We start from the raw sequence: 23,562 nt of genomic DNA, 5'->3' as shown, positions 1-23,562 counted from the left end.
GCTCATCTTATACCAGCCGCCGGGCAAGCCATTCCAGCCGCTCCACCTCCACCTGTGCGCGGCGCAACTCACCCAGCGCATCCTCTGTGGCTTGCTGCTCAAGGTATCCATCTGCCGCCCGCAGTGCCGCTTCCAGCTCCGTGTAGTCGGCCGTGCGCAGCAGATGGCTCATAGTCTCCCGCATGGTGTCGCACAGCTCTGCACCCTCGGCAAGCGCCTGCCGCGCGGTGGGGAAGTCCTTCTGCCGTACAGCCTCAAGGGCGCAGTCCAAGTCAGCCGAGATATCCTGTGCAAAACCCTGCACCCGTCCGCTACTGTAAAGGGATACTGCCAGCAGCGCCGCCACAATCAGGATACACGCATAGATCCGCTTCATCCTTTTCCTCCCGGCTGACGGCCTTCCTTCTTCAGCAGAAAATAGTCCTCGGTCTCGTTGCCGATAAGCAGTAAGATCTCCTGTGGCAGCACCGTGTTTGCCGTGGCGGTGCGTTCCAGCCACGCACGGTCCTTGCCGCACCAGCGCAGATTATCCTCCAGTACCTGCCCGTCCAGCACAAAGGGGATGGTGGCCTGTGTCTGCTGTACTTTCAACTGTAAATCGGAGAGGGTGGCTGCTTCCTGCTCCGGGCGCAGCGCCGCCGACAGTGTGCCGTTTGTTTCAATTACGGCATAGGACACCTTGCGCGGGTCAAAGATATCCTTGCCGCGCAGCGCCTCCATCAGGTCGGCGGTGGTCAGCCGCAGCATCCGCAAAGCGTTCTGGTCGATCTTTCCGTCCAGAATGACCGTTTTGGGACGCCCGGAGAGAAAATTGAAGAACTTCTGGCTGCGGAAACTCACCACCGACCCCAGCAGCTCCAGTGCCGCAATGAGGAACAGCGGGATGAGGCTGGCGGTGATGGGGACATCCTCCGATTCAATGGAGATGGACGCCAGATTAGAGATCAGGATGGTGGATACCAGCTCCTCCGGCTGCAGCTCTCCCAGCTGACGCTTGCCCATCAGCCGCATGGCAAACAAAACGCAGAGATACAAAATAATAGTGCGGCAAAGCAGCAGTTTCATGCACAAACCCTCCATGGTGGTGTGCGCGGCGTATTCCGCTGCGGCAAAGCGGGCATACTGCACACACAAAGGAGTGATGGATGTGCAGCAGCTTTCGCAAAGCCTTGCGGAAAACCTGTCCGCGCTTGATGCTAGGTTTGGCAAATCGGCAGATTATTATGCGAAGAAGATCGTTTTGTATGGCTGCCCAGGGTGCATCGTAATGTTTGACGGCATGGCAAGTCTCGATTCACTCTGGGAACTCTTGCTGGACGCCGCCGGGCGGCAGTCTGCTTCTGTCCGGCTTACTGGTACGCAAGCTTATGCGCATATCCTGCACGGCTCGGCGTTTCCGGCCGAGAGCACTCCGGTGCAGGATATGTCGCAGCTCGTAGCGCGGCTGACGGCGGGCATGGCGGTGCTGCTTTTAGAGGGCTGCAGCAGTGGTATTGTTTTTTCAGTGCAGGGGCTCAAATTCCGCTCCGTGGAAGAGCCATCCGCCGAGGGCAATCTGCGCGGCAGCAGGGAAGGCTTTACCGACCTTCTGCGGGTGAATCTGAGCCTTCTGCGCCGCCTTGTCCGTACCGATACCCTTATGCAGGAGGCCGCACAGGCGCACACCTGCTGCAATACAGAGTATGCTCTTTGCTACTGCAAGGACCGTGCAGACCCCGCCATGGTACAGCGGGTGCGCGCCATTTTGCAAAGCGCAAGGCCGGAACTGCTGCTGGATTCCAGTTATTTCGTGCCGTGGCTGCTGCCCGGCAAGGCGCGGCTGTTCACCCCGGTACACTACACCGAGCGCCCGGCGGTCGCCGCCGCAAAGCTCTGCGAGGGCAAGCTGGTAATTTTGGTCAACGGCAGCCCCTCGGCGCTGGTGCTGCCCGCTTTGTTCAGCGAGCAGTTCGAGTGTCTGGACGATTACGCTTCCACAGCGGTGTTTTCCTCTTTTCTGCGGGTGCTGAAGTACTTTTCTTTCTACCTTACGGTGTTTTTGCCGGGGGTCTTTGTGTGCGTGGCGGTGCATCTGCCGGAGCTGCTGCCCCCGCAGCTGCTGTATAAGATCGAAGCAGCCGAAAAGGCCACCCCGCTGCCCCTGTTTGCCGAGATGCTGCTGGTGATCCTACTCTTAGAGATTATCCGGGAGGCCGGGCTGCGGATGCCGCAGTCGCTGGGGCACTCGGTCAGTCTGGTGTCGGCGCTCATCATTGGCGATGCCGCCATTGCCACCGGGCTTATGAGCACCCCGGTCATCTTTGTGGCCAGCATCACGGCCATTGCAGTCTTTGTCACCCCGGGTCTGTACGAGCCTGCCACCCTGCTGCGCATCGGCACGGTGCTGTTGGCAGGGCTTGCCGGACCAGTGGGACTGGCAGCAGCGTTTTTCGGCTTTTTGCTCAGCCTCGTCAGCACCGAAGCATTGGGTGTGCCGTATCTTGCGCCGCACCCCTTCCCGCAGCAGCCGCTTTCCGAGGACGGCGTTCTGCGCCGCAACTACCGGCAGCTGTCCCGGCAGGGGTTCAATATCTGGCAAAAGCGGGAGAGGGGGAAACGGCGGTCATGAAGCAGCAAACAGAACGTTTTACCCCGGCGGCGTTGACCCTCAGTTTGGTAACTGCAGCGCTGGCAGACGGCATCCCGCAAAGCGTTCCGGTGCGCCGGGCGCTGTGGCTGGGCGTGGTCAGCGCGGTGTGCCTGTGCATCCTTTCGGCGCTGGCAGTGGCAATGTTGCAGAACAAAGCGCCCTCCCTTGCGGTGCGGCTGGCACTGACAGCTGGGCTTTTTATGGAACTGATGCACACCCTCGTGCAGGCACAAGGGCTGTGCACGGCAGAGTTTTCCTCCATGGCGCTGCTGGGCTTTCTGCCGCTGCTGCTCTGGGCGGGGTGGGCTGTCCCTCCTGCAAGCTGGAACGCTTCGGCGCGGGTGCTGTGGTGGTTTGCCGCTGTGGGCGGCGTGGTCTGCCTGTTGGGGCTTGCAGGGCAGCTGCACTGGTACCGGCTGTTTACCCCGGCACAGCCGACTGCAGCAAACTGGGACATACCGGTCTACGCTGAATATTTTGCAGGAGCCCTTCTGTGCAGTGCACGGTCTGCCCGCCGCACGGTCTGGCTGCCGGTATGGGGCTTTGCGGTGCAGGCTGCGGCTTTGCTGGGCAGTGCTTTGCTGTTTGGCAGCGAAACCTACCCCCGGCTGGAGTTGCTGCGGGCGTGGAGTAGCGGCAGCTTTTCCCGCATGGATGCGCTGCTTTTGCTGCTGTGGCTGCTGTGCGCTGTCTACCGGGCAGCCATGCTGTGTGCCGCTATCCGCTTGCTCTGGCAGCAGCCGGAAGCCGAGGTGCAACCATGAGAAAACAGAAATCTTGCAAACCGATGCTGTATTTGCTTCTAACAGGATGGTGCCTTTTATTCCTGCGCTGCGAAAGCACCGAGAAAAGCATGGTGCGGGCGGTGTATCTTTCACAGACAGGGCAGGGGTATCAGGCAGGGCTGCTCTATCAGGCACCGCAGGCCGCCGCCGATGCCGCCGAAGCCTCTGCCGCGTTACAGTTTGTGCAGGCAGAGGGGCAAACGATGGAACAGGCGCTGGCTGCGGCAGAGCAGGCACTGCCCCAAACCGCAAGCTACCGCCTGTGTGATTATCTGCTGCTGCCAAAAGCGGAAGAGCCATTACTAACAGAGTACGAGCAGCTGGTGCTGCGGCGCGGCTGCGGACGCACGGCGGCAAGGCTGCTTTGCGCAGAAGGAGAGACAGGCCACCTTGCCACACGGGCCGCCCTGCCGGATGCTCTGATGGCACAAATAAAGGCCGCAGCACCCACCGCACCCCGGCTGTATCAGCATACAGAGCCGGGGCTTCTGCCCATTCTCCGGTGGAACGCGGAAGAGATAACGATACAGGAGGGCGGTGTTCTGCACACCGTAGCGGGCGATACGCCCTTGTCCTCGGAGCAGGCCGAGGTCTACCGGCTGCTTACCGGGCAGGGCGGCACCCGGCAGCTCTGGCTGGAAGGGGAGCGCATCGGCATCCGGCGCTGCATCGTTTCAGTCACCTTGCAAAAGGCGCAGGTGCTTGTGCGGCTGGACTGTCAACGCGCTGCCCACAGCCCATTGCCCACGCAGGCGCAGCGGCAACAGCTTGCGGCGCAGTGCACCGCACTTTTGCAAAGCTGCTGGCAGCAGGGCGTGGATGTGCTGCACCTGCAAGCCCGGGCAGCGCTGCGGAGCGGCAGCGGCGCAAGCTTTGACCCAACAAAAAACGCCTGCCCGCAATGGCGGACAGACGTGCATTTCATGCTGTATTAAGAGGCAGTAGGAAAGGTGACGGTAATGGTGGTGCCAACGTCCACCTGACTTTCCAGTTTGATGCGGGCGTTGTGGATGCGGGCAATGTGCTTGACGATGGCAAGCCCAAGCCCGGTGCCGCCGGTGGCCTTGCTACGGCTCTTGTCCACCCGGTAGAAGCGCTCGAACACGCTGGCCTGAGCTTCCCGCGGGATGCCGATGCCGTTGTCGGCCACGGTCAGGGAGCAGTGTCCGTCCCGGTTGCAGGTGGTGATGATTTGTACCTTACCGCCCGGGCGGTTGTAGCGGATGGCGTTGTCGCACAGATTCTGGCACAGTTCATCCAGCAGCGCGCGGCTGCCAAGCACCGGGGCGCTCTCGCCCAGATAAGTCAGGGAGATATAGGCGCGGCGGGCGTTCAGTTTCTGGCGCTCCACACACTCCTTGGCAACCTCCAAAAGGTCTACCGTTTCCATTACGGGGGTGTCCCCGGTCTCGCTTACAGTGTCCAACTTGGAAAGCTGCAAAATATCGTTGACCAGCTGGATCATGCGGGTGGCCTCGCTGTGGATCTTGCGGCCGAAATCCGGCACATCCTCCGGCTTTGCAATGCCGGTCTCAATCAACTCTGCATAGCCGGAAATGCTGGTCAGCGGGGTCTTGAGCTCATGGCTGACATTGGCAGTAAACTCCTGCCGCATTTTCTCGTTGTTTTCTCGCAGAATGCGGTCGGAGTGGATGCTCTCTGCAAAGGGGATCAGTTCCCGGTAGGGCACATTTTCCTGAATGTGATCCAGATCCTCAGTCATGTTCAGCACCGGCTGTACCAGTGCTTTGGTCAGCAGGGCGGCCAGCACCGCAGCAGCCAGCATCAGCGCCACGCAGCTCAGCACGATGGCCGGGATAGTGGCATCATAGATGGACCACACGGTCTCGGCGTCCTGTGCCACGCGCAGCACATCCCCGCCGGAAAGCCGGAGCGCATAGTAATAGGTCTCGTAGCCCATGGTCTGGGAATCGCGAATGTCCCGACCCTCGCCGTTTGCAATGGCATCGCGGATCTCCGGGCGGGTCAGATGGTTCTCCATGGGCTGGTCGGTGGCAGATTCAAACAGCACGCTGCCGTCCTGACTGATCAGCGTCACGCGCAGATCATCGGTCACAAAGGCACTCAGCTGTGTGGGGTCTCCGGTCTGCTCGTACCCGGCGCGCACAAGGTCGGTCTCGCGCTCCAAAGCCGACCATGCCTGCGCCGTAAAGGCCTTATGGAACACAAAAATGCACAGCACTGCGGTGAATATAAGCCCCAGAAAGCCCATCAGGAACAACCGGTAGCTGATCTTTTCTTCCATGCTGCGCAGCTTCATTCTTCTTCGGCCTCCTCATCGGTCAGCTTGTAGCCCACCTTGCGCACAGTGCAGATGTAACGCCCCGCATCGCCCAGCTTTTTGCGCAGGGTGCGGATGTGCATATCCACGGTACGGCTTTCCACCGAGATGTCGGTGCCCCACACTACCTGCAAAATGGTCTCGCGGGTCACCACCAGACTGGTGTTTTCCAGCAGCAGACGCAGCAGGCAGTATTCCTTGTAGGTCAGCTCCACAGGGGTGCTGTTTACCGTAACGCTGTGGCGGGCGTTATCCAGCTGAATTTCATGAAAGGCCAGCACGTCCGGTCTTACCTCCGGGGCAGAGCGCCGCAGCGCCACACGCACCCGGCTGAGAAATTCCATAATGCCGAAAGGCTTTGCAATGTAGTCATCCGCGCCGCAGTCCAGCCCGCGCACGGTGTCCAGCTCGCTGGATTTTGCAGTGACCATAATGATTGGCAGCCTACGCAGGGAAGGGGTGTTGCGCAGCTTTTTCAGGATGGAAAAGCCGTCCTCGCCGGGCAGCATCACGTCTAAGATCACCAGCTCCGGCTCGGCAGTGCGCATGGCCTGCCAGAAGGGCTCGGCGCTTTCAAAGCCCTGCACCTCGTAGCCGTTGGATTGCAGGGCATACTGCTCCAGCTCCCGGATAGAAGCATCGTCCTCTACGATATAGATCATAACTCAGTTCTCCTCAGCAGTCTGTCCGTCCGGGAACAGATACCGCTCACGGTAGCGGCCCAGACGGCGGTGGAATTCTTCACTTTCCTTGGTGTCGTTGCCGTGGCGCAGATCGTTCAGATAAGCGTGGGTATCAAAGCTGTCCTGTGCAACCTCGATCTGCGCAACTGCCACGTTGCTGCAATGGTCGCACACACGCTCGTAGTTGGTCAGCAGATCGTCCAGCACAAAGCCGTACTCAATAGAGCAGCTGCCGGCCTGCAGGCGGGCAACGTGTCGCGCCTTAATGGCACGCACCAGCTCGTTGACCACGGCCTCCAGCGGCTCCACCTTGGAGGCAAGGTGCAGATCTCCCTTGCGGAAAGCATCGGTGGTGCGGCTCAGGGTGTCCTGCACCGCATCCTCCAGAACCTGCAGCTCCTCCTGTGCATCCTTGGAGAAGTGAATCTCCTTCTGGTGCATCTCCTCGGCAGATTCCAGCAGGTTGACGGAATGGTCGCTGATACGCTCAAAATCACTGATGGTGTGCAGCAGGGTGTTCACGCTCTGGCTGTCGGTGTGGTTCAGTTCCCGGCCGGACAGCTTGACCAGATAAGTGCCCAGTGCGTCCTCGTACCGGTCCACCCGGCACTCCTCGTCCCGCACCTTCTGGGCAAGTTCGTCGTTCCATTCGTGGGTCAGGCTCATGGCCTGCACCACGCCCACCCGGGCAAGCTCGGCCATTTCAGCGGTAGCGGCGCGAGCACGCTCCACAGCCACGGCGGGGGTGTTCAGCAGACGGTCATCCAGCAGCGCAAACTCCTCTTTTTCCGGGGAATCGGGAATGGTCAGGATGGCCAGCTTTTCCAGCCCGGTGGCAAAGGGCAGCAGAATGACGGTGGCCAGAATGTTGAACACCGAGTGCACGATTGCAATGCCCCAAGCCTCGATGGTGGTATTCACAAAGGCAAAGTGGCAGACGGCGTTGAGTCCGTAGAACCCGAACAGAAAGATGGTCACACCGATAATGTTGAAGTACAGGTGCACCATGGCAGCCCGGCGGGCGTTCTTATTCGCACCCACCGAGGACAGCAGTGCGGTCACACAGGTACCGATGTTCTGACCCATGATGATGGGGATGGCACTGCCGTAGGTGATGACGCCGGTGGCGCTCAGCGCCTGCAGGATGCCCACGCTGGCGCTGGAGCTCTGGATGATGCCGGTGACCAGTGCGCCCACCAGAACGCCCAGCAGGGGGTTGGAGAAGCGGGTGAACAGGCTGGTGAACCATGCCTCGTTTTGCAGGGGCAGCACCGCGTTGGACATGGTGGTCATGCCGGTCATCAGCACAGCAAAGCCGATGAGGATGGTGCCCACGCCCTTTTTCTTCTCACTCTTACACATATACAGCAAAATGCCGATAAATGCAAGCACCGGGCTAAAAGAAGTGGGCTTGAGCAGCTGGACGAGCAGGCTGTCGCCCTGCAAACCGGAAAGGCTCAAAATCCAGCTGGTCACGGTAGTGCCCACGTTGCTGCCCATGATCACGCCAATGGCCTGATGCAGCTCCATGATGCCGCTGTTGACAAAGCCCACCACCATAACGGTGGTAGCGCTGGAGCTCTGGATCACGGCGGTTACGCACAGACCCAGAAAAAAGCCCTTGAGGGGATTATCGGTCAGCTTGCTGAGAATTTTCTGCAGCTGACCGCCGGCCTGCTTTTCCAGTGCCTTGCCCATGATGTCCATACCGAACAAAAACAGGGCCAGACCTCCCAGCAGCGAAAAGACATTAAAAATGGTCATAAGTGTTTTCCTCACTTTTCTTGACGTGTTTTTCTCCTGTGCTTTAAGTATAGAAAAACAATGTAAAATCTGAAATCGCCGAAATGTAAAACCCATGTAAAGTAAGAAAAATGTAAAAATCCTGTGCACACGCTGCGATGCAGCGTCGGTTTCCCGCCGTGGGTACAAAAACAGCGCCCCGGGCGTTGTATTTGCCGCCGAATTTTATTATAATATGAATAAGAATGCCCGCAGCACAGCGCGGCAAAAGGATACAGGAGGAACCAGGATGGGTACGTTCAATGTTTCGCTTAAAACGCTGACCGACCGCGTCAGCATGGAAGTGGTATACACCCCCCGGGCGCTGGATGAGATCAGCGTAGAGATCGCCGAGGTCAACCGCCCGGGTCTGTTTCTGGCGGGCTATTATGATTACTTTGATAAGCTTCGCCTGCAGATCATGGGTCTGGCAGAGATGAACTTTCTGTCCGGTCTGACGGCAGAAAAGCGCTACGAAGCGCTGGAGCAGCTGTTCCGGCAGCAGCCCCCGGCGGTCATCGTCTGCCGCAGCGAGGAGCTGGCGCCCTTCCCGGAGATGCAGGAACTGGCGCAGAAGCACGCGGTTGCCCTGCTGCGTTCCAACGAGACTACCTGCACTTTGATGGGCAGCCTGATCAGCGTACTGAATCTGGAGCTTGCGCCCCGCATCACCCGGCACGGCGTGCTGGTGGAGGTGTACGGCGAAGGCATCCTGATCCTTGGCGACAGCGGCATCGGCAAAAGCGAGCTGGCCATTGAGTTGGTCAAGCGCGGCCACCGTCTGGTGGCAGATGATGCCGTGGAGCTGCGCAAGGTGTCCAACCGTCAGATCATGGGCACTGCCCCGGAAAATATCCGCCACTTCATCGAGCTGCGCGGCATCGGCATCGTCAATGTGGCCCGCGTGTACGGCGTAGGCGCTGTCAAGCTGAGCGAAAGTCTGGATCTGGTGGTGCAGCTGGAAGCGTGGGACCCCACCAAGAACTACCAGCGCACCGGTCTGGAAAGTGAATACTACGACATTCTGGGCGTCAGCATTCCCAGCACCAGCATCCCGGTCTCTCCCGGCCGTAATCTGGCTGTGGTGCTGGAGACTGCAGCCATCAATAACCGCCAGAAGAAGATGGGCTACAACGCAGCCAAGGAGCTGCTGATCCGGCTGGGACTGGATGACAAAATGGACTGATTTTCCCGATAAAAAAGGAGCCTGACCCTATGGAACAACTCAAGCAGCTGCTGACCGCAGCAGGCATTGCTTATAAAGAAAACGAGCCGCTGGCAGCGCACTGTACTTTTAAGATCGGCGGCCCGGCGCGGCTGTTCGTGCAGCCGGCAGATCGGGCACAGCTTTGCCGTGCTGTTGCACTATGCAAAGCGCAGGGCGTCCGGTACTATTTGCTGGGCAACGGCAGCAATATCCTGTTTGCCGACGAGGGCTACAACGGCGTGGTGCTGGATATTTCCTCCATGCAGGACACCGTGGAGGTGCACGGCACACAACTCACCGCCGGGGCGGGCGTGCGGCTTTCGGCGCTGTGCAAAACGGCGCTGGAACACGGCCTGACCGGACTGGAATTTGCTTACGGCATCCCCGGTACGGTGGGCGGCGCAGTCTACATGAACGCCGGAGCCTACGGCGGCGAGATGAAGGATGTGCTGACCACGGTGCAGTACCTTACCGCCGAGGGCGAAGTAAAAGAAGCGGCGGCAGCAGAACTTGACCTGCGCTACCGCCACAGCATTTTTGAAGAAAACGGCGGCTGTATCCTCTCGGCGCAGTTTGCCCTGACTCCGGGCGAGCCGGAGGTTATCCGCGCAAAGATGGACGAGCTGATGGCAAAGCGGCTGGATAAGCAGCCGCTGGATAAGCCCAGCGCAGGCAGTACCTTCAAGCGCCCGGTGGGCGCTTTTGCCGCAGCCCTCATTGACCAGTGCGGTCTGCGGGGCTACCGACACGGCGGTGCCGCCGTCAGCGAGAAGCACTGCGGCTTTGTGGTGAACCTTGGCGGCGCCACCTGCGCAGACGTGCTGGCGCTGTGCGAAGAAGTACGCACCATCGTAAAGGAAAAGACCGGTTATGATCTGGAAAAAGAGATCCGCGTAGTCCGCTGAACTGCGCAAATAGAGGGAGTGTGGAACACAGATGGAGCTGTTGATCGTCAGCGGACTTTCCGGCGCAGGAAAGTCTGTGGCTATGAATGCGCTGGAGGATATCGGGTTTTTCTGCATCGATAACGTCCCGGCGGGGCTGCTGCCCAGCATTACGGCGTTTTCCAAGGCGGGCGACAACCAGCTGGAGCGGGTGGCGCTTTCCATGGACGTGCGCGGCTGCCGCAGCAGGGAACAGATCGAGACTGCCCTGCAGCAGCTGGACGAGCAGAAAACACCCTATAAGATTCTGTTTCTGGATGCGCCGGACGATGTGTTGATGCGCCGTTACAGCGAGACCCGCCGCCGCCACCCCATCAGCATTGCAGAGGGCATCTCTACCCGGGATGCCTTTTTGAAGGAGCGGCAGATCTTACAGCCCTTAAAGGAACGCGCAAACTATACCATCAATACCGGTCTGCTCTCCACCTCCCAGAATAAAGAGCGTATCTGCGATTTGTTCATGAAAAACGGCGGGGCAAAAAATGCCATGCGTCTCACCATTATGTCCTTCGGGTTCAAGTTTGGTTTGCCGCCGGAGGCCGACCTTGTGCTGGATGTGCGCTGCCTGCCAAACCCCTTCTATGTGCCGGAACTGAAGCACAAGACCGGACTGGATCAGGAAGTGGTAGATTTTGTCATGGGCTACCCCGAAGCACAGGAGCTGCTGCGCCGGTACGAGAACTTTTTGCAGTACGCCCTGCCGCTCTATGTCAAGGAAGGCAAAAGCCAGCTGACCATTGCGGTGGGCTGCACAGGCGGCAAGCACCGCTCCATCACATTCGCACGCAAGCTTGCGGAATACTGCACCTCTCTGGGCTACGAGCCCGGGGTGCAGCACCGGGATGCCGTGCGCTGAAAACAGAGGAAATACTATGAGTTTTGCATCCAGTGCGCGGGAGGAAATCGCGCAGCGCAGCCCCACCAAGGAATGCTGTGTGCGTGCAGCTGCCTATGGCATTGCCTGCTTTGCCAAATACTTTGATGCCCGCGGCCTTGTGCTGCAAACCGAGCAACCCCATACGGTGCAGCTGGCGCAGCAGCTGTTTGCCCGCTGCGGCATCCGGGGCGAGATCCTGGAAAAGCCCCGCGTCAGCGGTGTGCTGTACGAGTTCAATATCCGCGATGCGGAGCAGGTCACCCGCCTGCATGAACTGTTCGGCACCACCGGCAGGGAGACCAGCTTGCAGATCGACCCCGGGCTCATCCGTTGCCAGACCTGCGTCAGTGCCTATATCGCCATGGCCTTTTTGTGCAGCGGCACGGTCACCGACCCGCAAAAGGAATATAATCTGGAATTTCTCACCTCCCGGACGAACCTCGCCCGGGATTTTGAAGCGCTGCTGGCTGAGCACGAGTTTGCGCCCCACCGCACCCGCCGCAACGGCGTGAACCTGATCTACGTCAAGACCGGTGCCAATGTGGAGCGGCTGCTCCGCTTTATGGGCGCTGCGGATGCCGCGACCCAGATCAGTGTGCTCAAGGCGTTCAAACAGGTACGCAACCAGACCAACCGGCAGACCAACTGCGATACCGCAAACCTTGGCAAAACCGCGCGGGCGAATGCCCAGACCCTGAAAGCCATCCGCTATTTGCAGGAGCAGCACGCGCTGGAAACTTTGCCGGAGGTATTGCAGCAGGCAGCAGCCAAGCGTCTGCAATACCCGGATCTTTCGCTTACCGCGCTGTGCGGCTGCTTTGACCCGGCAGTGAGCAAATCCGGCTTATCACACCGGATGAAAAAACTGGAAGCACTGGCGGAAAATCTGCGCCAGCGCCAGCAGGAGGGACAGGAGGCCGTACAATGAGTGAACCCACCGCAAATACCCATCCCTTTGCCCATTTGCATATCCATACGGAATACAGCCTTTTGGATGGTGCCTGCCGCATCGACCAGCTGATGGAGCGGGTGAAGGAATGCGGACAGACCGCTATTGCCTGCACCGACCACGGCGTAATGTACGGTTGTGTGCAGTTTTATAAAGCCGCTAAAAAGGCGGGCATCAAGCCCATCATCGGCTGCGAAGTGTATGTTGCCACCCGCACCCGCTTTGATAAGGTAAATAAAATAGACGGCAATAACCACCTGATTTTACTGTGCAAAAACGAGACCGGCTATAAGAACCTGATCAAAATGGTCTCTGCCGGTTTTGTGGAGGGCTTTTACTCCAAGCCCCGTGTGGATAAGCAGCTTTTGGAGCAATACCATGAGGGACTGATCTGCCTTTCGGCCTGTCTTGCAGGCGAGATCCCGCAGGCCATTCTGGCAGGGGACTACGAGCGCGCAAAGGCGACTGCGCTGTGGTACCGGGATCTATTCGGTGCAGAGAATTACTACATCGAATTGCAGGATCACGGCCTGAAAGAGGATTCCACCGTTCTGCCGCAGCTCATCAAGCTTTCCCGGGAGACTGGCATCCCCATGGCAGCCACCAACGACGCCCATTATCTACGCAAAGAGGACGCCAAGATGCAGAGCATCCTGCTGTGCATCCAGACCGGCAAGACCATTCAGGATGCCGACCGCATGGAGTTCCAGACTGATGAATTCTACGTCAAGACCACAGACGAGATGTACGAGCTGTTCTCCATGGTACCGGAAGCCTGCGCCAATACGGCAAAGATTGCCGAGCAGTGCAATTTTGACTTTGAGTTCGGTCACACCAAGATCCCTTACTACAAAGCCCCGGACGGCATGGATAATCAGGCCTACTTTGAAAAGCTCTGCTGGGACGGCTTGGAGCGCCGCTACGGCCCGGACGTGCCGCAGGCCAACATCGACCGCCTGAAATACGAGATCAGCGTGGTCAAGACCATGGGGTATACCAACTACTACCTCATCGTGTGGGACTATATCAATTTTGCAAAAAGTCAGGGCATCCCGGTGGGGCCGGGACGCGGCTCCGGCGCGGGCAGTATTGCTGCCTACTGCGTGGGCATCACGGATATCGACCCCATCCGCTATAACCTGATCTTCGAGCGCTTTTTGAACCCTGAGCGCGTCAGTATGCCGGATTTCGATGTGGACTTCTGCTACGAGCGCCGACAGGAGGTCATCGACTACGTCAACCGCAAATACGGTGCGGATCATGTGGCGCAGATCGTCACCTTTGGTACCATGGCAGCCCGCAACGCCATCCGGGACGTGGGCCGTGTGATGGGTATTCCATACCAGCAGGTGGACGTGGTAGCAAAGCTTGTGCCCATGGAACTGAAGATGACCCTCAAGCGGGCGTTGGAGGTTTCCAGCGAGCTGAAAAAGCTCTACGATACCGACCCGCAGGTGACCGAACTCATCGACACCGCACTGAAGGTGGAGGGAATGCCCCGGCACGCCTCCACCCACGCGGCGGGCGTGGTTATTACGCCGGAACCGACGGATTATTATCTGCCGCTTGCCACCAACGACGGCCTGCCGGTGACTCAGTTCAACATGACCGAGATCGAAGAGCTGGGTCTTTTGAAGATGGACTTTCTGGGTCTGCGCACCCTGACTGTCATCCGAGATGCGGAGGTTGCGGTACAAAAGCAGCACCCGGAGTTCTCCATCCGTGATCTGGACTATGACGACCCGGATACCTACAAAATGCTGGGGCAGGGCGATACCGAGGGTGTGTTCCAGCTGGAATCCTCCGGCATGAAGCAGGTGCTTGTGGGGTTGCAGCCCCAGAACCTTGAAGATGTCATCGCTCTGATCAGTCTGTACCGCCCGGGCCCCATGGACTCCATTCCCACCTATCTGCGCAATCGGCACGAGCCGGACAAGATCAGCTACAAGACTCCGCAGCTGGCACACATTCTGGATGTGACCAACGGCTGCATCGTCTATCAGGAGCAGGTCATGCAGATCTTCCGGGAACTGGCGGGCTTCTCCTTCGGACAGGCAGATAACGTTCGCCGCGCCATGAGCAAAAAGAAGCACGCCGTCATGGAAGCCGAGCGGGAACATTTTGTGCACGGCTGCACCGAGCCCGGCCACGAATGCCCCGGCTGCGTTGCCAACGGTATCCCGGAGCAGGTGGCAAACCAGATCTACGACGAGATGTCCAGCTTTGCGTCCTACGCCTTCAACAAGAGCCATGCGGCCTGCTACGCCTATGTGGCTTTCCAGACCGCTTACCTCAAGCGCCATTACCCCAGCCAGTTCATGGCAGCATTGCTGACCAGTGTGCTGGATAATACGGATAAGGTCATTGAGTATTCCGGCGAGTGCGCCCGTTTGGGCATCAAGGTGCTGCCGCCGGATGTAAATATTTCCAACGGCGGCTTTACCGCTGATGATAACGGTCAGATCCGTTTTGGGCTGAACGCCGTGAAAAACGTAGGCCGCAACCTCATCGAAAACGCAGTCACCGAGCGTAAGGAAAAGCCCTACACAAGCCTTTATGATTTCTGCAAGCGGATGCACGGCAGTGAGTTGAACCGCCGCGCGGTGGAAAGCCTGATCAAAGCCGGTGCCTTTGACTGCTTCGGCTCCAACCGTCACAGCATGGTGGAGGCGGTAGAGGGCATCCTCAAGAGTATCGAGACCGACTCTCGCCGCAATCTGGAAGGACAGTTGGATCTGTTCTCCGTGATGAGCGGGGAAGTGCAGCAAAGCCCGCAGGAGGACGTCTACGAGATCCGCCCCTTGGCAGAGTACACCCCTGCCGAGCTGCTGCAACAAGAAAAAGAGGTCAGCGGCCTGTACCTGTCCGGCCATCCGCTGGACGCTTACCGGGAAAAATCTGCCCGCATCGGCTCCCACACCATCAAAGACCTCACCGGCGAGGATGCCCATGTGCAGGACGGCGAAAAGGTGCGTATCGTGTGTGCAGTAGTCAAAAACCGCATGATGACGACAAAATCCAACAGCATGATGGCCTTTACCAGTGTGGAGGATCTGACCGGCACCATGGAGGTGATCGTGTTCCCCAAGGTGCTGGACAGGTTCCGGGATGCCATTCAGGAAAACGCTGTTGTGGTCATCGATGGCCGGCTTTCCGTGCGGGAGGATGAAGCCTCCAAGCTGCTGGCAGACAGCATTCTGCCCATTGACAGCTACGACCCGACCCGCTTGGATAAAGGCCGCCCGGACCCTGTCAAAACAGCTGCCCGGCGGGTATTCATCCGTCTGCCGTCCCGCAGCTGCCCCCAGTACGATAAAGTGGTGAACCTGCTGGAGATCTTTGATGGCGATATCCCGGTGATCCTGTATCTGGAAGATACCAAGCAGAAGCTGGCCGCACCGCGCCGGCTGTACACTTCCGGGCATCCGCTCTTCTTCAAAGAGCTGGAGCGGCTGCTGGGCACAGAAAACGTTGCAACAAAATGACATATTTGTGCACGAATGGCACTGCATGGGACGATTTCAATTTTTCCAAGTGGTACAAATTGCAAAAATAATGCGATGTACCGTCATTATTTTGCACCGCATGGAATTGCATAAAGTCTCAAAACCCTATTGAAATTTGTCTGGATGGTGTGCTATAATCATTAAAGGCGAATCAAAGCTGTTGCAAAGCAACTGGCCTGTTTCTGGAAGAAGAGGGTACAGGCAAAAGGGTAAATGAAGAACTGAACTGTAAATTGGAGGGAATCTCTCGTATGGAAAAGCAAATCAAAACGATTGGCGTGCTTACAAGCGGTGGTGATGCTCCCGGCATGAACGCTGCTGTGCGCGCTGTGGTACGCACCGGCCTGCATAAGGGCTTCCGTATGATCGGCATTCAGCGCGGCTATAACGGCCTGCTGAACGGCGAGTGCTTTGAAATGAACCTGCGCAGCGTTTCTAACATCATCTCTGCTGGCGGCACCATTCTGTATACGGCACGCTGCCTGGAGTTCAAGACCAAGGAAGGTCAGGATAAGGGCGCTGAAAAGTGCCGCGAGCTGGGCATTGATGCGCTGGTCGTTATCGGCGGCGACGGCTCCTACCGCGGTGCCCGCGCACTGGCACACCGCGGCATCCCCATGATCGGCCTGCCCGGCACCATTGATAACGATATCGGCTGCACCGATTACACCATCGGCTACGATACCGCCATGAACACCGCGCTGGAAATGATCGACAAGCTGCGCGACACCACCCAGAGCCACGACCGCTGCAGTGTGGTCGAGGTCATGGGCCGCAACGCCGGTTACATCGCTCTGAATGTGGCCATCGCCTCCGGCGCTATGGCTGTGCTGCTGCCCGAGAAGGAATTCGATATGCAGCGCGACATTCTGGATAAGATCGCCGAGACCCAGAAGACCGGCAAGCGTCACTTTATCATCATTGTGGCCGAGGGCGTGGGTCATGCACAGGAGATCGCCAACGAGATCCAGGCACGTACCGGTATCGATTCCCGCGCAACCATTCTGGGTCATGTGCAGCGTGGCGGTTCTCCCACCCTGCGCGACCGCGTGAATGCTTCTGCCATGGGTTATCAGGCTGTCTGCCTGCTGGAGCAGGGCAAGTATAACCGCATCGTCGGCATGAAGGGTGAGAAGCTGGTGGACTACCCCGTGGACGAGGCTTTGGAAATGACCAAGAGTCTTGACCCCGTGCTGGTGGACGTGTGCAACACCATTTCCATCTGATCATAACATTTAATGCAAGAGCCATTCTCTCAGGTTTTCTGAGCGGATGGCTCTTTTTGCTACCGATTTTTCAGAATTGACGTATTATAAGTAAAAACCAACAACTTTTCGTTTACAAGTGCCTCCAAATCAGTTATACTGAGAAAAACGGAGGTGCTGCCATGAAATACTGCTGGATCGACACAGAGCTTCTTCAAAAGTCTGGCGTTACCAAAGACTTACAGGCAGAGTGGAACTGGATAAGATACCACATCGGTGGCAAAATGTTTGCAGCCGTCTGTCTGGATGATGCCACGGGAAAGCCGGTGTATATTACTTGCAAGCTGGACCCCGCCGAGGGCGATTTTCTGCGCCGACAGTATGAAGATATCATTCCGGGCTATTATATGAATAAGGTGCATTGGAACTCCGTAAAAGCAGAGGGAAATGTGCCGGACGCATTGCTGCGGGAGATGCTGGAAAAATCTTATCGTCTGGTGCTGGGCAGCTTCAGCAAAAAGAAGCAGCGCGTGCTGCTGGAAGGGGAAAAGAAGGATGCCATTTGACTACAAGAAAGAATATAAAGAGTTCTATCTCCCGCCGAAGAAACCGCAAATCATCACCGTTCCTGCGATGAATTTTGCTGCGGTGCAGGGCAAGGGCGACCCCAACGACCCGGCAAGGGAATACAAAGCAGCGCTGGAGTTGCTGTACGGCATTGCATTTACTATCAAAATGAGTTATAAGGGCAGCCATAAGATAGACGGCTATTTCGAATATGTTGTGTTCCGCCGCTGGAGGGACTGTGGCATCAGCCCGGGGCAGAGGGTGTGGATTTTTCCAACAAGGAGACCTTTATCTGGACCTCTATGATCCGTCTGCCGGAATTTGTCACCCGTGCCGAATTTGACTGGGCAGTGCAGGAGGCCACTACCAAAAAGAAAAAAGACTTTTCTAAGGTGGAATTTTTCACCTATGATGAAGGTCTGTGCGTGCAGTGTATGCACATCGGCTCCTATGATACCGAGCCGGGGACCCTGCGGCAGCTGGATGCGTTTGCAGCGGAACAGGGATATTGCCCGGATTTTTCAGACACACGTTTCCATCACGAGATCTATCTGGGAGATCCACGCCGCACCGCACCGGAGAAGCTGAAAACCGTGCTGCGACATCCGATCCGCAGAATGAAATGACAGAAAACTTCACAAAAACTGTCGCTTTTTGTTGTGAGATGTGCTATACTAAAATTATCTGTAGAAACACACTTAAAAATGGAGGAAAACATCATGCAGCATGAAACTGTCATCGTGCTGGACTTTGGCGGACAGTACAATCAGCTGATTGCCCGCCGCGTCCGAGAAAATAATGTCTACTGCGAGATCTATTCCTATAAAACCGATCTTTCGGTCATCAAGGCCAAGAATCCCAAGGGCATCATCTTCACCGGCGGCCCCAACAGCGTTTATCTGGAGGACTCTCCCACCATCGACCCCGAGATCTTCAGCTGGGGCGTGCCCGTACTGGGCATCTGCTACGGCAGCCAGCTGATGATGCACCTGCTGGGCGGTCATGTCTGCCGCGCTCCCGAGCGTGAGTATGGCAAGACCGAGGTGTTCGTGAACACCGAGAGCAAGCTGTTCACCGATGTACAGCCCTCTACCATCTGCTGGATGAGCCACAACGACTACATCGAGCAGGCGGCTCCCGGCTTCCAGATCACTGCCCACACTGCAAACTGCCCTGTGGCAGCCGTTGAAAATGCCGAAAAGGGTCTGTATGCGGTGCAGTTCCATCCGGAGGTGCTGCACACCGCCGAGGGCAAGAAGATGCTGCGCAACTTTGTGTACAACGTCTGCGGCTGCTCCGGCGACTGGAAGATGGATTCCTTTGTAGAGAACAACGTTAAGGCTCTGCGGGAGCGCATCGGCGAGGGCAAGGTGCTGTGCGCCCTGTCCGGCGGCGTGGATTCCTCCGTGCTGGCCGCTATGCTGGCAAAGGCCATCGGCAAGCAGCTGACCTGCGTGTTCGTGGATCACGGTCTGCTGCGCAAGAACGAAAAGGAAGAGGTCTGCTCTGTCTTTGGCCCGGGCAATGCCAACGGCTTTGACATCAACTTCATCTGTGTGGATGCCCGCGACCGTTACTTCAGCAAGCTGAAGGGCGTCACCGAGCCGGAGCGCAAGCGCAAGATCATCGGCGAAGAGTTCATCCGCGTGTTTGAGGAAGAGGCCAAGAAGATCGGCAAGGTAGACTTCCTTGCACAGGGCACTATTTACCCCGACGTGGTGGAGAGCGGTCTGGGCGGCGAGTCCACCGTCATCAAGAGTCACCACAACGTGGGCGGTCTGCCCGATACCGTGGACTTCAAGGAACTGGTGGAGCCTCTGCGTAACCTGTTCAAGGACGAGGTTCGTCAGGCCGGCCGTGAGCTGGGTCTGCCTGAGTATCTGGTCAGCCGTCAGCCGTTCCCCGGCCCCGGTCTGGGCATCCGCATCATCGGCGAGGTAACCCCCGAGAAGGTCGCTATCGTGCAGGACGCTGACGCCATCTGGCGCGAGGAGATTGCCAAGGCCGGTCTGGATAAGGAGATTAGCCAGTATTACGCTGCACTGACCAATATGCACAGCGTCGGCGTTATGGGCGACGAGCGTACCTACGATTACGCCGTTGCGCTGCGCGCCGTGACCACCACCGACTTCATGACCGCAGAAAGCTATGATATGCCGTGGGATGTTCTGGGCACTGTCACCAGCCGCATCGTTAACGAAGTTAAGCACGTCAATCGTGTGTTCTACGATTGCACCGGTAAGCCGCCTGCAACTATCGAGCTCGAGTAATTCCCAATAGCGCCATCACCCCGGAGGGGTCCGTGAAAACGGAACCTCCGGGGTGTTTTTATCTTCCAGCACGATCAAACAAGCCGTAACATTCAAAGTGGTTCCTATATCAGCGCAAACTCTAAGCATTTTGACCGTAGTATTTTACACAAAAAAGCCCGAAAACCCTTTCTTCTCTGCCTGCAGGGGAGTATAATAGAATCCACTGTTTACAAAATAGGAAAGGGGAAGTATCAACTATGGAATCGAAGCAGAGGCTTTTGGAGCCGCAGCTCGTCCTAACAGGAAGGGCAGATCAGTTCAGCCGCAAGGTGTTCTGTGACGGAATGCGGGACGGTGTGCCCATTGCACTGGGCTATTTTGCGGTATCGTTTTCGTTGGGCATCGCGGCGCGCAAGGCGGGTTTTACGCCGTTTCAGGGGTTTCTTGTCAGCCTGCTGAACAATGCCTCCGCAGGAGAATATGCCGCATTTGCGTTGATCATGGCAAACGCCACCTATTTTGAGGTGGCGGTCATTACTTTAATCGCCAATGCGCGGTATCTGCTGATGAGCTGTGCACTGGCACAGCGCTTTGCTCCGGAAACGCCCTTCTGGCATCGGCTGCTCATCGGCTATGATGTCACGGACGAACTGTTCGGCATTACTATCGCCCGCCCGGGCAACCTGAACCCGTACTATACCTATGGCGCTATCCTGCTGGCAGCGCCGGCTTGGGCTTGTGGTACGGCGCTGGGCATTATAGCGGGCAACCTGCTGCCGCTGCGGGTAGTCAGCGCCCTGAGCGTGGCACTTTACGGAATGTTTCTGGCCATCATCATCCCGCCGGCCCGCAAGGATCGGATCGTTGCGGTGCTGGTCGTCATCAGCTTTGCGCTGAGTTTTCTGTGCAGCTATCTGCCGGGCATCTCGGCACTCTCCGAAGGCACCCGCACCATCCTTTTGACAGTGGCGATCTCCGGTGCAGCAGCGGTGCTGTTCCCGGTCAGGCAGGAGGAAAACGAAGATGACGCATAACAATTATATCTATATTGCGGTCATGGCGCTGGTGTCCTATGCCATCCGCATCCTGCCGCTGACGCTGATCCGCAAACCGATCAAAAACCGCTTCATCCAGTCGTTTTTGTACTATGTGCCCTATGTAACGCTGGCTGTGATGACCTTCCCGGCCATCATTCAGGCAACGCAGAGCCCGGCAGCAGGTGCTGTTGCACTGGTAGTCGGCATTGCCGCCGCATGGTTTGGCGCAAGTCTGTTTCAGGTGGCTGCGGGCTGCTGTGCCGTGGTGTTCGTGCTGGAATTTTTCATCTGAAATCTTATAACAGGAGAACAAAATGAAAAAGATCCTTGTAACCGGTGCCGGCGGCTTTGTAGGATCCCGCGTGATGCAGCAATGGGCGGGGCGTTACGAGCTGTGCGCCTTTCCCAAAGGCTTTTTGGCAGCAGCAGGGGAGGATGCCGTGCGGCAGGCTATTTTTCAGCGGCGCCCGGATGTCATTCTGCATACCGCAGCTATTTCGGATACCGGTTACTGCGCCGACCACCCGGAGCAGGCTTACCGCGCCAATGTGGAGCTGCCGGTCTGGCTTGCCCGTGCCGCAGCGGAAACAGACGCAAAGCTGGTGGCTTTCAGCTCGGATCAGGTCTATGCCGGTGTAGAGCAGTCCGGTCCACTGCCGGAAACCATTCCGCTGCAGCCTGCCAATGTGTATGGGCAGGGCAAGCTGGAAATGGAGCAGCAGGTGCAGGCGCTCTGCCCGAGCGCCGTGTTGCTGCGCGCCACATGGATGTACGACCTGCCGGGCTACCGGCTGCCCATCCGGGGCAACCTGCTGCTGAACCTTTTGCGTGCGGCACAGCGGGGAGAATCTCTCCGCTTTTCTGTCCAGGATTTCCGGGGCATCACCTATGTCCGTCAGGCGGTGGCGCTGCTGGAGCCTGCCCTGACCCTGCCCGGCGGGGTCTATAACTTCGGCAGTGAGAACGCTGAAAATATGGTGTTGACCGCCCGGCAGTTTGCTAAGACACTGGGGATCACGGTCGATCTTCAGGAAGCCGACTGGGCACGGAATCTTGCAATGGATTGCAGCAAGCTGCGGGCGCAGGGCATCGTATTTGACACCACACAGACCGGTCTTACGCGTTGTCTGCGGGATTATGGATTGCGCTGACCTCAGAGAATCAAATTTTTCCGTATCGCACAAAAAACAGAGAAAAGCACGAAAAAAGCAGGGGATTCTGTATGCTGCCAGCCCGACAGGGTGGGACAAATCATACGGAAACCCTGCTTTTTTGCTTATCTGCCGGAGAAAAGTTCGCTTATAGGATGCAGCATTTCTTCATGTAAAAAAGTCATACTTATTTTACATCTTATCTGCATTTTGCTATAATGTTTTCGCTTTTTTGCAAAGCATCCGAACCGCATAAACCTTTAAAACCTTGAGGAGAGTGGAATTTTTGAAGGAAGTCAAGCTTGAAGAAGCGGCTTATCAGTTTGAAGCCAAAATGTCCCTGCGGCAGGCCATTCCGCTGGGCTTGCAGCACGTCTGCGCCATGTTCGTGGGCAACCTGACCCCGCTGCTGATCATCACCAGCGCCTGCGGCATTGCAGGCGGCGAGTTTGCAGACCTGCAGGTCACCCTGCTGCAGAGCGCCATGTTCGTGGCAGGTATCGTCACGCTGGTGCAGCTGTTCACCATCGGACCCGTGGGCGGCGCAGTACCTATTATCATGGGTACCAGTTCCGGCTTTATTGGCGTGTTCAACAGCGTTGTGGGCACGATGGGCGGCGGTGTGCTGGCCTATGGCGCGATTATGGGCGCATCCATCATCGGCGGTATTTTTGAAAGCGTGCTGGGCTTTTTCCTGAAGCCGCTGCGCAAGTTCTTCCCGCCGGTGGTCACCGGCACGGTGGTGCTTTCCATCGGTCTTTCGCTGATTTCGGTAGGTATCAACTCCTTCGGCGGTGGCAACAAGGCCAAGGACTTCGGCTCTGTGGAGAACCTGCTGCTGGCACTGTTCGTGCTGGTGGTCATCTTGTTCTTCAAGCACTGGACCACCGGTTTCCTCAGCTCCTCCGCCATCCTTATCGGCATTCTGGCCGGTTATGTGGTTGCTTTCATCATGGGGCTGGTACTGCCCACCACTGGCGTGACTGCTGATGGCGTAGAGTTCACCAAGGCATGGGTGCTCAACTGGAGTAAGGTGGCGCAGGCTTCCTGGTTCGCAGTGCCCAAGCTGATGCCGGTCAAGGTGGTATTTGACGCCCGTGCGATCCTGCCGGTGCTGATCATGTTCATCGTCACCGCAGTGGAGACGGTGGGCGATATCTCTGGCGTGATGGAGGGCGGCATGAACCGTGAGCCCTCTGATAAGGAGCTGTCCGGCGGCGTCATCTGTGATGGTCTCGGCTCTACCTTTGCCGCACTGTTCGGCGTGCTGCCCAACACCTCTTTCAGCCAGAACGTGGGTCTGGTGGCCATGACCAAGGTGGTCAACCGCATGGCACTGGCTTCCGGCGCTGTGTTCCTGATCCTCTGCGGCCTGATTCCCAAGCTGGGCGCGCTGATCTCCATCATGCCGCAGGCCGTTCTGGGCGGTGCTGCCGTTATGATGTTCTCTTCCATCGTGGTCAGCGGCATCCAGCTGATTACCAAGGAAAAGATGACCCCGCGCCACCTGACCATCGTGTCCGTGGCACTGGGCGTGGGCTACGGCATGGGTGCCAACAGCGGCATTCTGGCACAGGCACCGCAGGCTCTCCAGCTGATCTGTGGCGAGTCCGGTATCGTTCCGGCCGCCTTTGTGGCGATTCTGCTGAACGTGCTGCTGCCCAAGAACGATATGGCAGAGTAAGC

Annotated in this window: 20 protein-coding genes and 1 pseudogene; 16 read left to right on the top strand and 5 right to left on the bottom strand. The window is 57.7% G+C overall.

Annotation, left to right across the window (positions count from 1 at the left end):
* Positions 1-7 precede the first annotated feature (7 nt).
* Together MTP43_RS07730 and MTP43_RS07725 are read right to left on the bottom strand one after the other, a co-directional pair.
* Complete coding sequence (locus MTP43_RS07730) at positions 8-376, bottom strand: DUF4363 family protein (RefSeq protein WP_005925691.1); 369 nt, start codon at positions 374-376, stop codon at positions 8-10.
* Positions 373-1,065 carry a DUF421 domain-containing protein gene (locus MTP43_RS07725; RefSeq protein ID WP_117526173.1) on the bottom strand — a complete coding sequence of 231 codons (693 nt, stop codon included), beginning with the start codon at positions 1,063-1,065 and terminating at the stop codon, positions 373-375. Before MTP43_RS07725 ends, MTP43_RS07730 begins: the two co-directional genes overlap by 4 nt.
* Between MTP43_RS07725 and MTP43_RS07720 the strand changes: the two genes are divergently transcribed.
* The 3 genes from MTP43_RS07720 to MTP43_RS07710 are packed head-to-tail and all read left to right on the top strand — an operon-like array spanning position 1,064 to position 4,349.
* Positions 1,064-2,608 (top strand): spore germination protein, encoded by a 1,545-nt coding sequence (locus tag MTP43_RS07720; RefSeq protein WP_113621074.1) that lies wholly within the window; start codon positions 1,064-1,066, stop codon positions 2,606-2,608. The two genes, MTP43_RS07725 and MTP43_RS07720, sit on opposite strands and share 2 nt — an antisense overlap.
* The gene (locus MTP43_RS07715) at positions 2,605-3,393 is read left to right on the top strand and encodes a hypothetical protein (protein ID WP_005925698.1); all 789 of its coding nucleotides are present in this window, start codon (positions 2,605-2,607) and stop codon (positions 3,391-3,393) included. Before MTP43_RS07720 ends, MTP43_RS07715 begins: the two co-directional genes overlap by 4 nt.
* Positions 3,390-4,349 (top strand): hypothetical protein, encoded by a 960-nt coding sequence (locus MTP43_RS07710; protein ID WP_005925701.1) that lies wholly within the window; start codon positions 3,390-3,392, stop codon positions 4,347-4,349. Before MTP43_RS07715 ends, MTP43_RS07710 begins: the two co-directional genes overlap by 4 nt.
* Here MTP43_RS07710 and MTP43_RS07705 read toward each other — a convergent pair.
* Genes MTP43_RS07705 through MTP43_RS07695 form a run of 3 tightly spaced genes read right to left on the bottom strand, consistent with a single transcriptional unit; the run spans position 4,346 to position 8,163 of the window.
* Positions 4,346-5,695 carry a sensor histidine kinase gene (locus MTP43_RS07705; protein WP_005925704.1) on the bottom strand — a complete coding sequence of 450 codons (1,350 nt, stop codon included), beginning with the start codon at positions 5,693-5,695 and terminating at the stop codon, positions 4,346-4,348. The genes MTP43_RS07710 and MTP43_RS07705 overlap by 4 nt on opposite strands.
* The gene (locus MTP43_RS07700) at positions 5,692-6,378 is read right to left on the bottom strand and encodes a response regulator transcription factor (protein WP_005925707.1); all 687 of its coding nucleotides are present in this window, start codon (positions 6,376-6,378) and stop codon (positions 5,692-5,694) included. The genes MTP43_RS07705 and MTP43_RS07700 overlap by 4 nt, the downstream gene beginning before the upstream one ends.
* A gap of 3 nt (positions 6,379-6,381) precedes the next feature.
* The gene (locus tag MTP43_RS07695; RefSeq protein WP_015538539.1) at positions 6,382-8,163 is read right to left on the bottom strand and encodes a Na/Pi cotransporter family protein; all 1,782 of its coding nucleotides are present in this window, start codon (positions 8,161-8,163) and stop codon (positions 6,382-6,384) included.
* A gap of 268 nt (positions 8,164-8,431) precedes the next feature.
* On the opposite strand from MTP43_RS07695, the gene hprK reads away from it, so the two are divergent.
* From hprK to MTP43_RS07630, 13 genes and pseudogenes are all read left to right on the top strand, one after another.
* Positions 8,432-9,367: an HPr(Ser) kinase/phosphatase gene (gene hprK, locus MTP43_RS07690; protein ID WP_015538538.1), complete on the top strand. Its 936-nt coding sequence runs from the start codon at positions 8,432-8,434 to the stop codon at positions 9,365-9,367.
* A gap of 29 nt (positions 9,368-9,396) precedes the next feature.
* Positions 9,397-10,293, top strand: a complete 897-nt coding sequence (gene murB / locus MTP43_RS07685) for a UDP-N-acetylmuramate dehydrogenase (protein WP_015538537.1) — start codon at positions 9,397-9,399, stop codon at positions 10,291-10,293.
* Between the two features lie 31 nt (positions 10,294-10,324).
* Entirely contained in the window at positions 10,325-11,188 is an 864-nt protein-coding gene (rapZ, locus tag MTP43_RS07680) for an RNase adapter RapZ (RefSeq protein ID WP_113621071.1), read from the top strand.
* A 16-nt stretch (positions 11,189-11,204) separates the two neighbouring features.
* Positions 11,205-12,137, top strand: coding sequence for a DNA-binding protein WhiA (gene whiA, locus MTP43_RS07675; protein WP_097786311.1), 933 nt, complete (start codon positions 11,205-11,207; stop codon positions 12,135-12,137).
* The gene (locus tag MTP43_RS07670; RefSeq protein ID WP_113621070.1) at positions 12,134-15,643 is read left to right on the top strand and encodes a DNA polymerase III subunit alpha; all 3,510 of its coding nucleotides are present in this window, start codon (positions 12,134-12,136) and stop codon (positions 15,641-15,643) included. Before whiA ends, MTP43_RS07670 begins: the two co-directional genes overlap by 4 nt.
* Before the next feature lie 272 nt (positions 15,644-15,915).
* The gene (pfkA, locus tag MTP43_RS07665) at positions 15,916-16,890 is read left to right on the top strand and encodes a 6-phosphofructokinase (RefSeq protein ID WP_005925738.1); all 975 of its coding nucleotides are present in this window, start codon (positions 15,916-15,918) and stop codon (positions 16,888-16,890) included.
* Between the two features lie 161 nt (positions 16,891-17,051).
* Positions 17,052-17,435, top strand: a complete 384-nt coding sequence (locus MTP43_RS07660; RefSeq protein WP_097783950.1) for an MmcQ/YjbR family DNA-binding protein — start codon at positions 17,052-17,054, stop codon at positions 17,433-17,435.
* Positions 17,425-18,062 (top strand): annotated as a pseudogene (locus MTP43_RS07655) (GyrI-like domain-containing protein). The gene MTP43_RS07660 and the pseudogene MTP43_RS07655 overlap by 11 nt, the downstream one beginning before the upstream one ends.
* A gap of 93 nt (positions 18,063-18,155) precedes the next feature.
* Positions 18,156-19,706, top strand: coding sequence for a glutamine-hydrolyzing GMP synthase (guaA, locus tag MTP43_RS07650; protein WP_097783949.1), 1,551 nt, complete (start codon positions 18,156-18,158; stop codon positions 19,704-19,706).
* Positions 19,707-19,945: 239 nt separating this feature from the next.
* The gene (locus MTP43_RS07645) at positions 19,946-20,722 is read left to right on the top strand and encodes an AzlC family ABC transporter permease (RefSeq protein WP_113621061.1); all 777 of its coding nucleotides are present in this window, start codon (positions 19,946-19,948) and stop codon (positions 20,720-20,722) included.
* Complete coding sequence (locus MTP43_RS07640; RefSeq protein WP_005925791.1) at positions 20,712-21,017, top strand: AzlD domain-containing protein; 306 nt, start codon at positions 20,712-20,714, stop codon at positions 21,015-21,017. Before MTP43_RS07645 ends, MTP43_RS07640 begins: the two co-directional genes overlap by 11 nt.
* A gap of 22 nt (positions 21,018-21,039) precedes the next feature.
* Positions 21,040-21,876, top strand: coding sequence for an SDR family oxidoreductase (locus MTP43_RS07635; RefSeq protein ID WP_113621060.1), 837 nt, complete (start codon positions 21,040-21,042; stop codon positions 21,874-21,876).
* Positions 21,877-22,210: 334 nt separating this feature from the next.
* Positions 22,211-23,560, top strand: a complete 1,350-nt coding sequence (locus tag MTP43_RS07630; RefSeq protein ID WP_173016267.1) for a uracil-xanthine permease family protein — start codon at positions 22,211-22,213, stop codon at positions 23,558-23,560.
* Positions 23,561-23,562: the final 2 nt, after the last annotated feature.

Source organism: Faecalibacterium sp. IP-1-18 (assembly GCF_023347355.1).
Lineage (GTDB): Bacteria > Bacillota > Clostridia > Oscillospirales > Ruminococcaceae > Faecalibacterium > Faecalibacterium prausnitzii.
The sequence above is the reverse complement of the archived record's forward strand: the minus strand, read 5'-3'. Positions and strand labels throughout refer to the sequence as shown.

What these genes read in the sequence shown, in the direction of transcription:
- guaA (WP_097783949.1), top strand. Translation starts at nt 18,156, where the DNA reads ATGCAGCATGAAACTGTCATCGTGCTGGACTTTGGCGGACAGTACAAT.
- whiA (WP_097786311.1), top strand. Translation starts at nt 11,205, where the DNA reads ATGAGTTTTGCATCCAGTGCGCGGGAGGAAATCGCGCAGCGCAGCCCC.
- MTP43_RS07695 (WP_015538539.1), bottom strand. Translation starts at nt 8,163, where the DNA reads ATGACCATTTTTAATGTCTTTTCGCTGCTGGGAGGTCTGGCCCTGTTT.
- MTP43_RS07725 (WP_117526173.1), bottom strand. Translation starts at nt 1,065, where the DNA reads ATGAAACTGCTGCTTTGCCGCACTATTATTTTGTATCTCTGCGTTTTG.
- MTP43_RS07640 (WP_005925791.1), top strand. Translation starts at nt 20,712, where the DNA reads ATGACGCATAACAATTATATCTATATTGCGGTCATGGCGCTGGTGTCC.
- MTP43_RS07715 (WP_005925698.1), top strand. Translation starts at nt 2,605, where the DNA reads ATGAAGCAGCAAACAGAACGTTTTACCCCGGCGGCGTTGACCCTCAGT.
- MTP43_RS07630 (WP_173016267.1), top strand. Translation starts at nt 22,211, where the DNA reads ATGTCCCTGCGGCAGGCCATTCCGCTGGGCTTGCAGCACGTCTGCGCC.
- MTP43_RS07645 (WP_113621061.1), top strand. Translation starts at nt 19,946, where the DNA reads ATGGAATCGAAGCAGAGGCTTTTGGAGCCGCAGCTCGTCCTAACAGGA.
- MTP43_RS07670 (WP_113621070.1), top strand. Translation starts at nt 12,134, where the DNA reads ATGAGTGAACCCACCGCAAATACCCATCCCTTTGCCCATTTGCATATC.
- MTP43_RS07705 (WP_005925704.1), bottom strand. Translation starts at nt 5,695, where the DNA reads ATGAAGCTGCGCAGCATGGAAGAAAAGATCAGCTACCGGTTGTTCCTG.
- pfkA (WP_005925738.1), top strand. Translation starts at nt 15,916, where the DNA reads ATGGAAAAGCAAATCAAAACGATTGGCGTGCTTACAAGCGGTGGTGAT.
- murB (WP_015538537.1), top strand. Translation starts at nt 9,397, where the DNA reads ATGGAACAACTCAAGCAGCTGCTGACCGCAGCAGGCATTGCTTATAAA.
- MTP43_RS07660 (WP_097783950.1), top strand. Translation starts at nt 17,052, where the DNA reads ATGAAATACTGCTGGATCGACACAGAGCTTCTTCAAAAGTCTGGCGTT.
- MTP43_RS07730 (WP_005925691.1), bottom strand. Translation starts at nt 376, where the DNA reads ATGAAGCGGATCTATGCGTGTATCCTGATTGTGGCGGCGCTGCTGGCA.
- MTP43_RS07720 (WP_113621074.1), top strand. Translation starts at nt 1,064, where the DNA reads ATGCACAAACCCTCCATGGTGGTGTGCGCGGCGTATTCCGCTGCGGCA.
- MTP43_RS07700 (WP_005925707.1), bottom strand. Translation starts at nt 6,378, where the DNA reads ATGATCTATATCGTAGAGGACGATGCTTCTATCCGGGAGCTGGAGCAG.
- MTP43_RS07635 (WP_113621060.1), top strand. Translation starts at nt 21,040, where the DNA reads ATGAAAAAGATCCTTGTAACCGGTGCCGGCGGCTTTGTAGGATCCCGC.
- MTP43_RS07710 (WP_005925701.1), top strand. Translation starts at nt 3,390, where the DNA reads ATGAGAAAACAGAAATCTTGCAAACCGATGCTGTATTTGCTTCTAACA.
- hprK (WP_015538538.1), top strand. Translation starts at nt 8,432, where the DNA reads ATGGGTACGTTCAATGTTTCGCTTAAAACGCTGACCGACCGCGTCAGC.
- rapZ (WP_113621071.1), top strand. Translation starts at nt 10,325, where the DNA reads ATGGAGCTGTTGATCGTCAGCGGACTTTCCGGCGCAGGAAAGTCTGTG.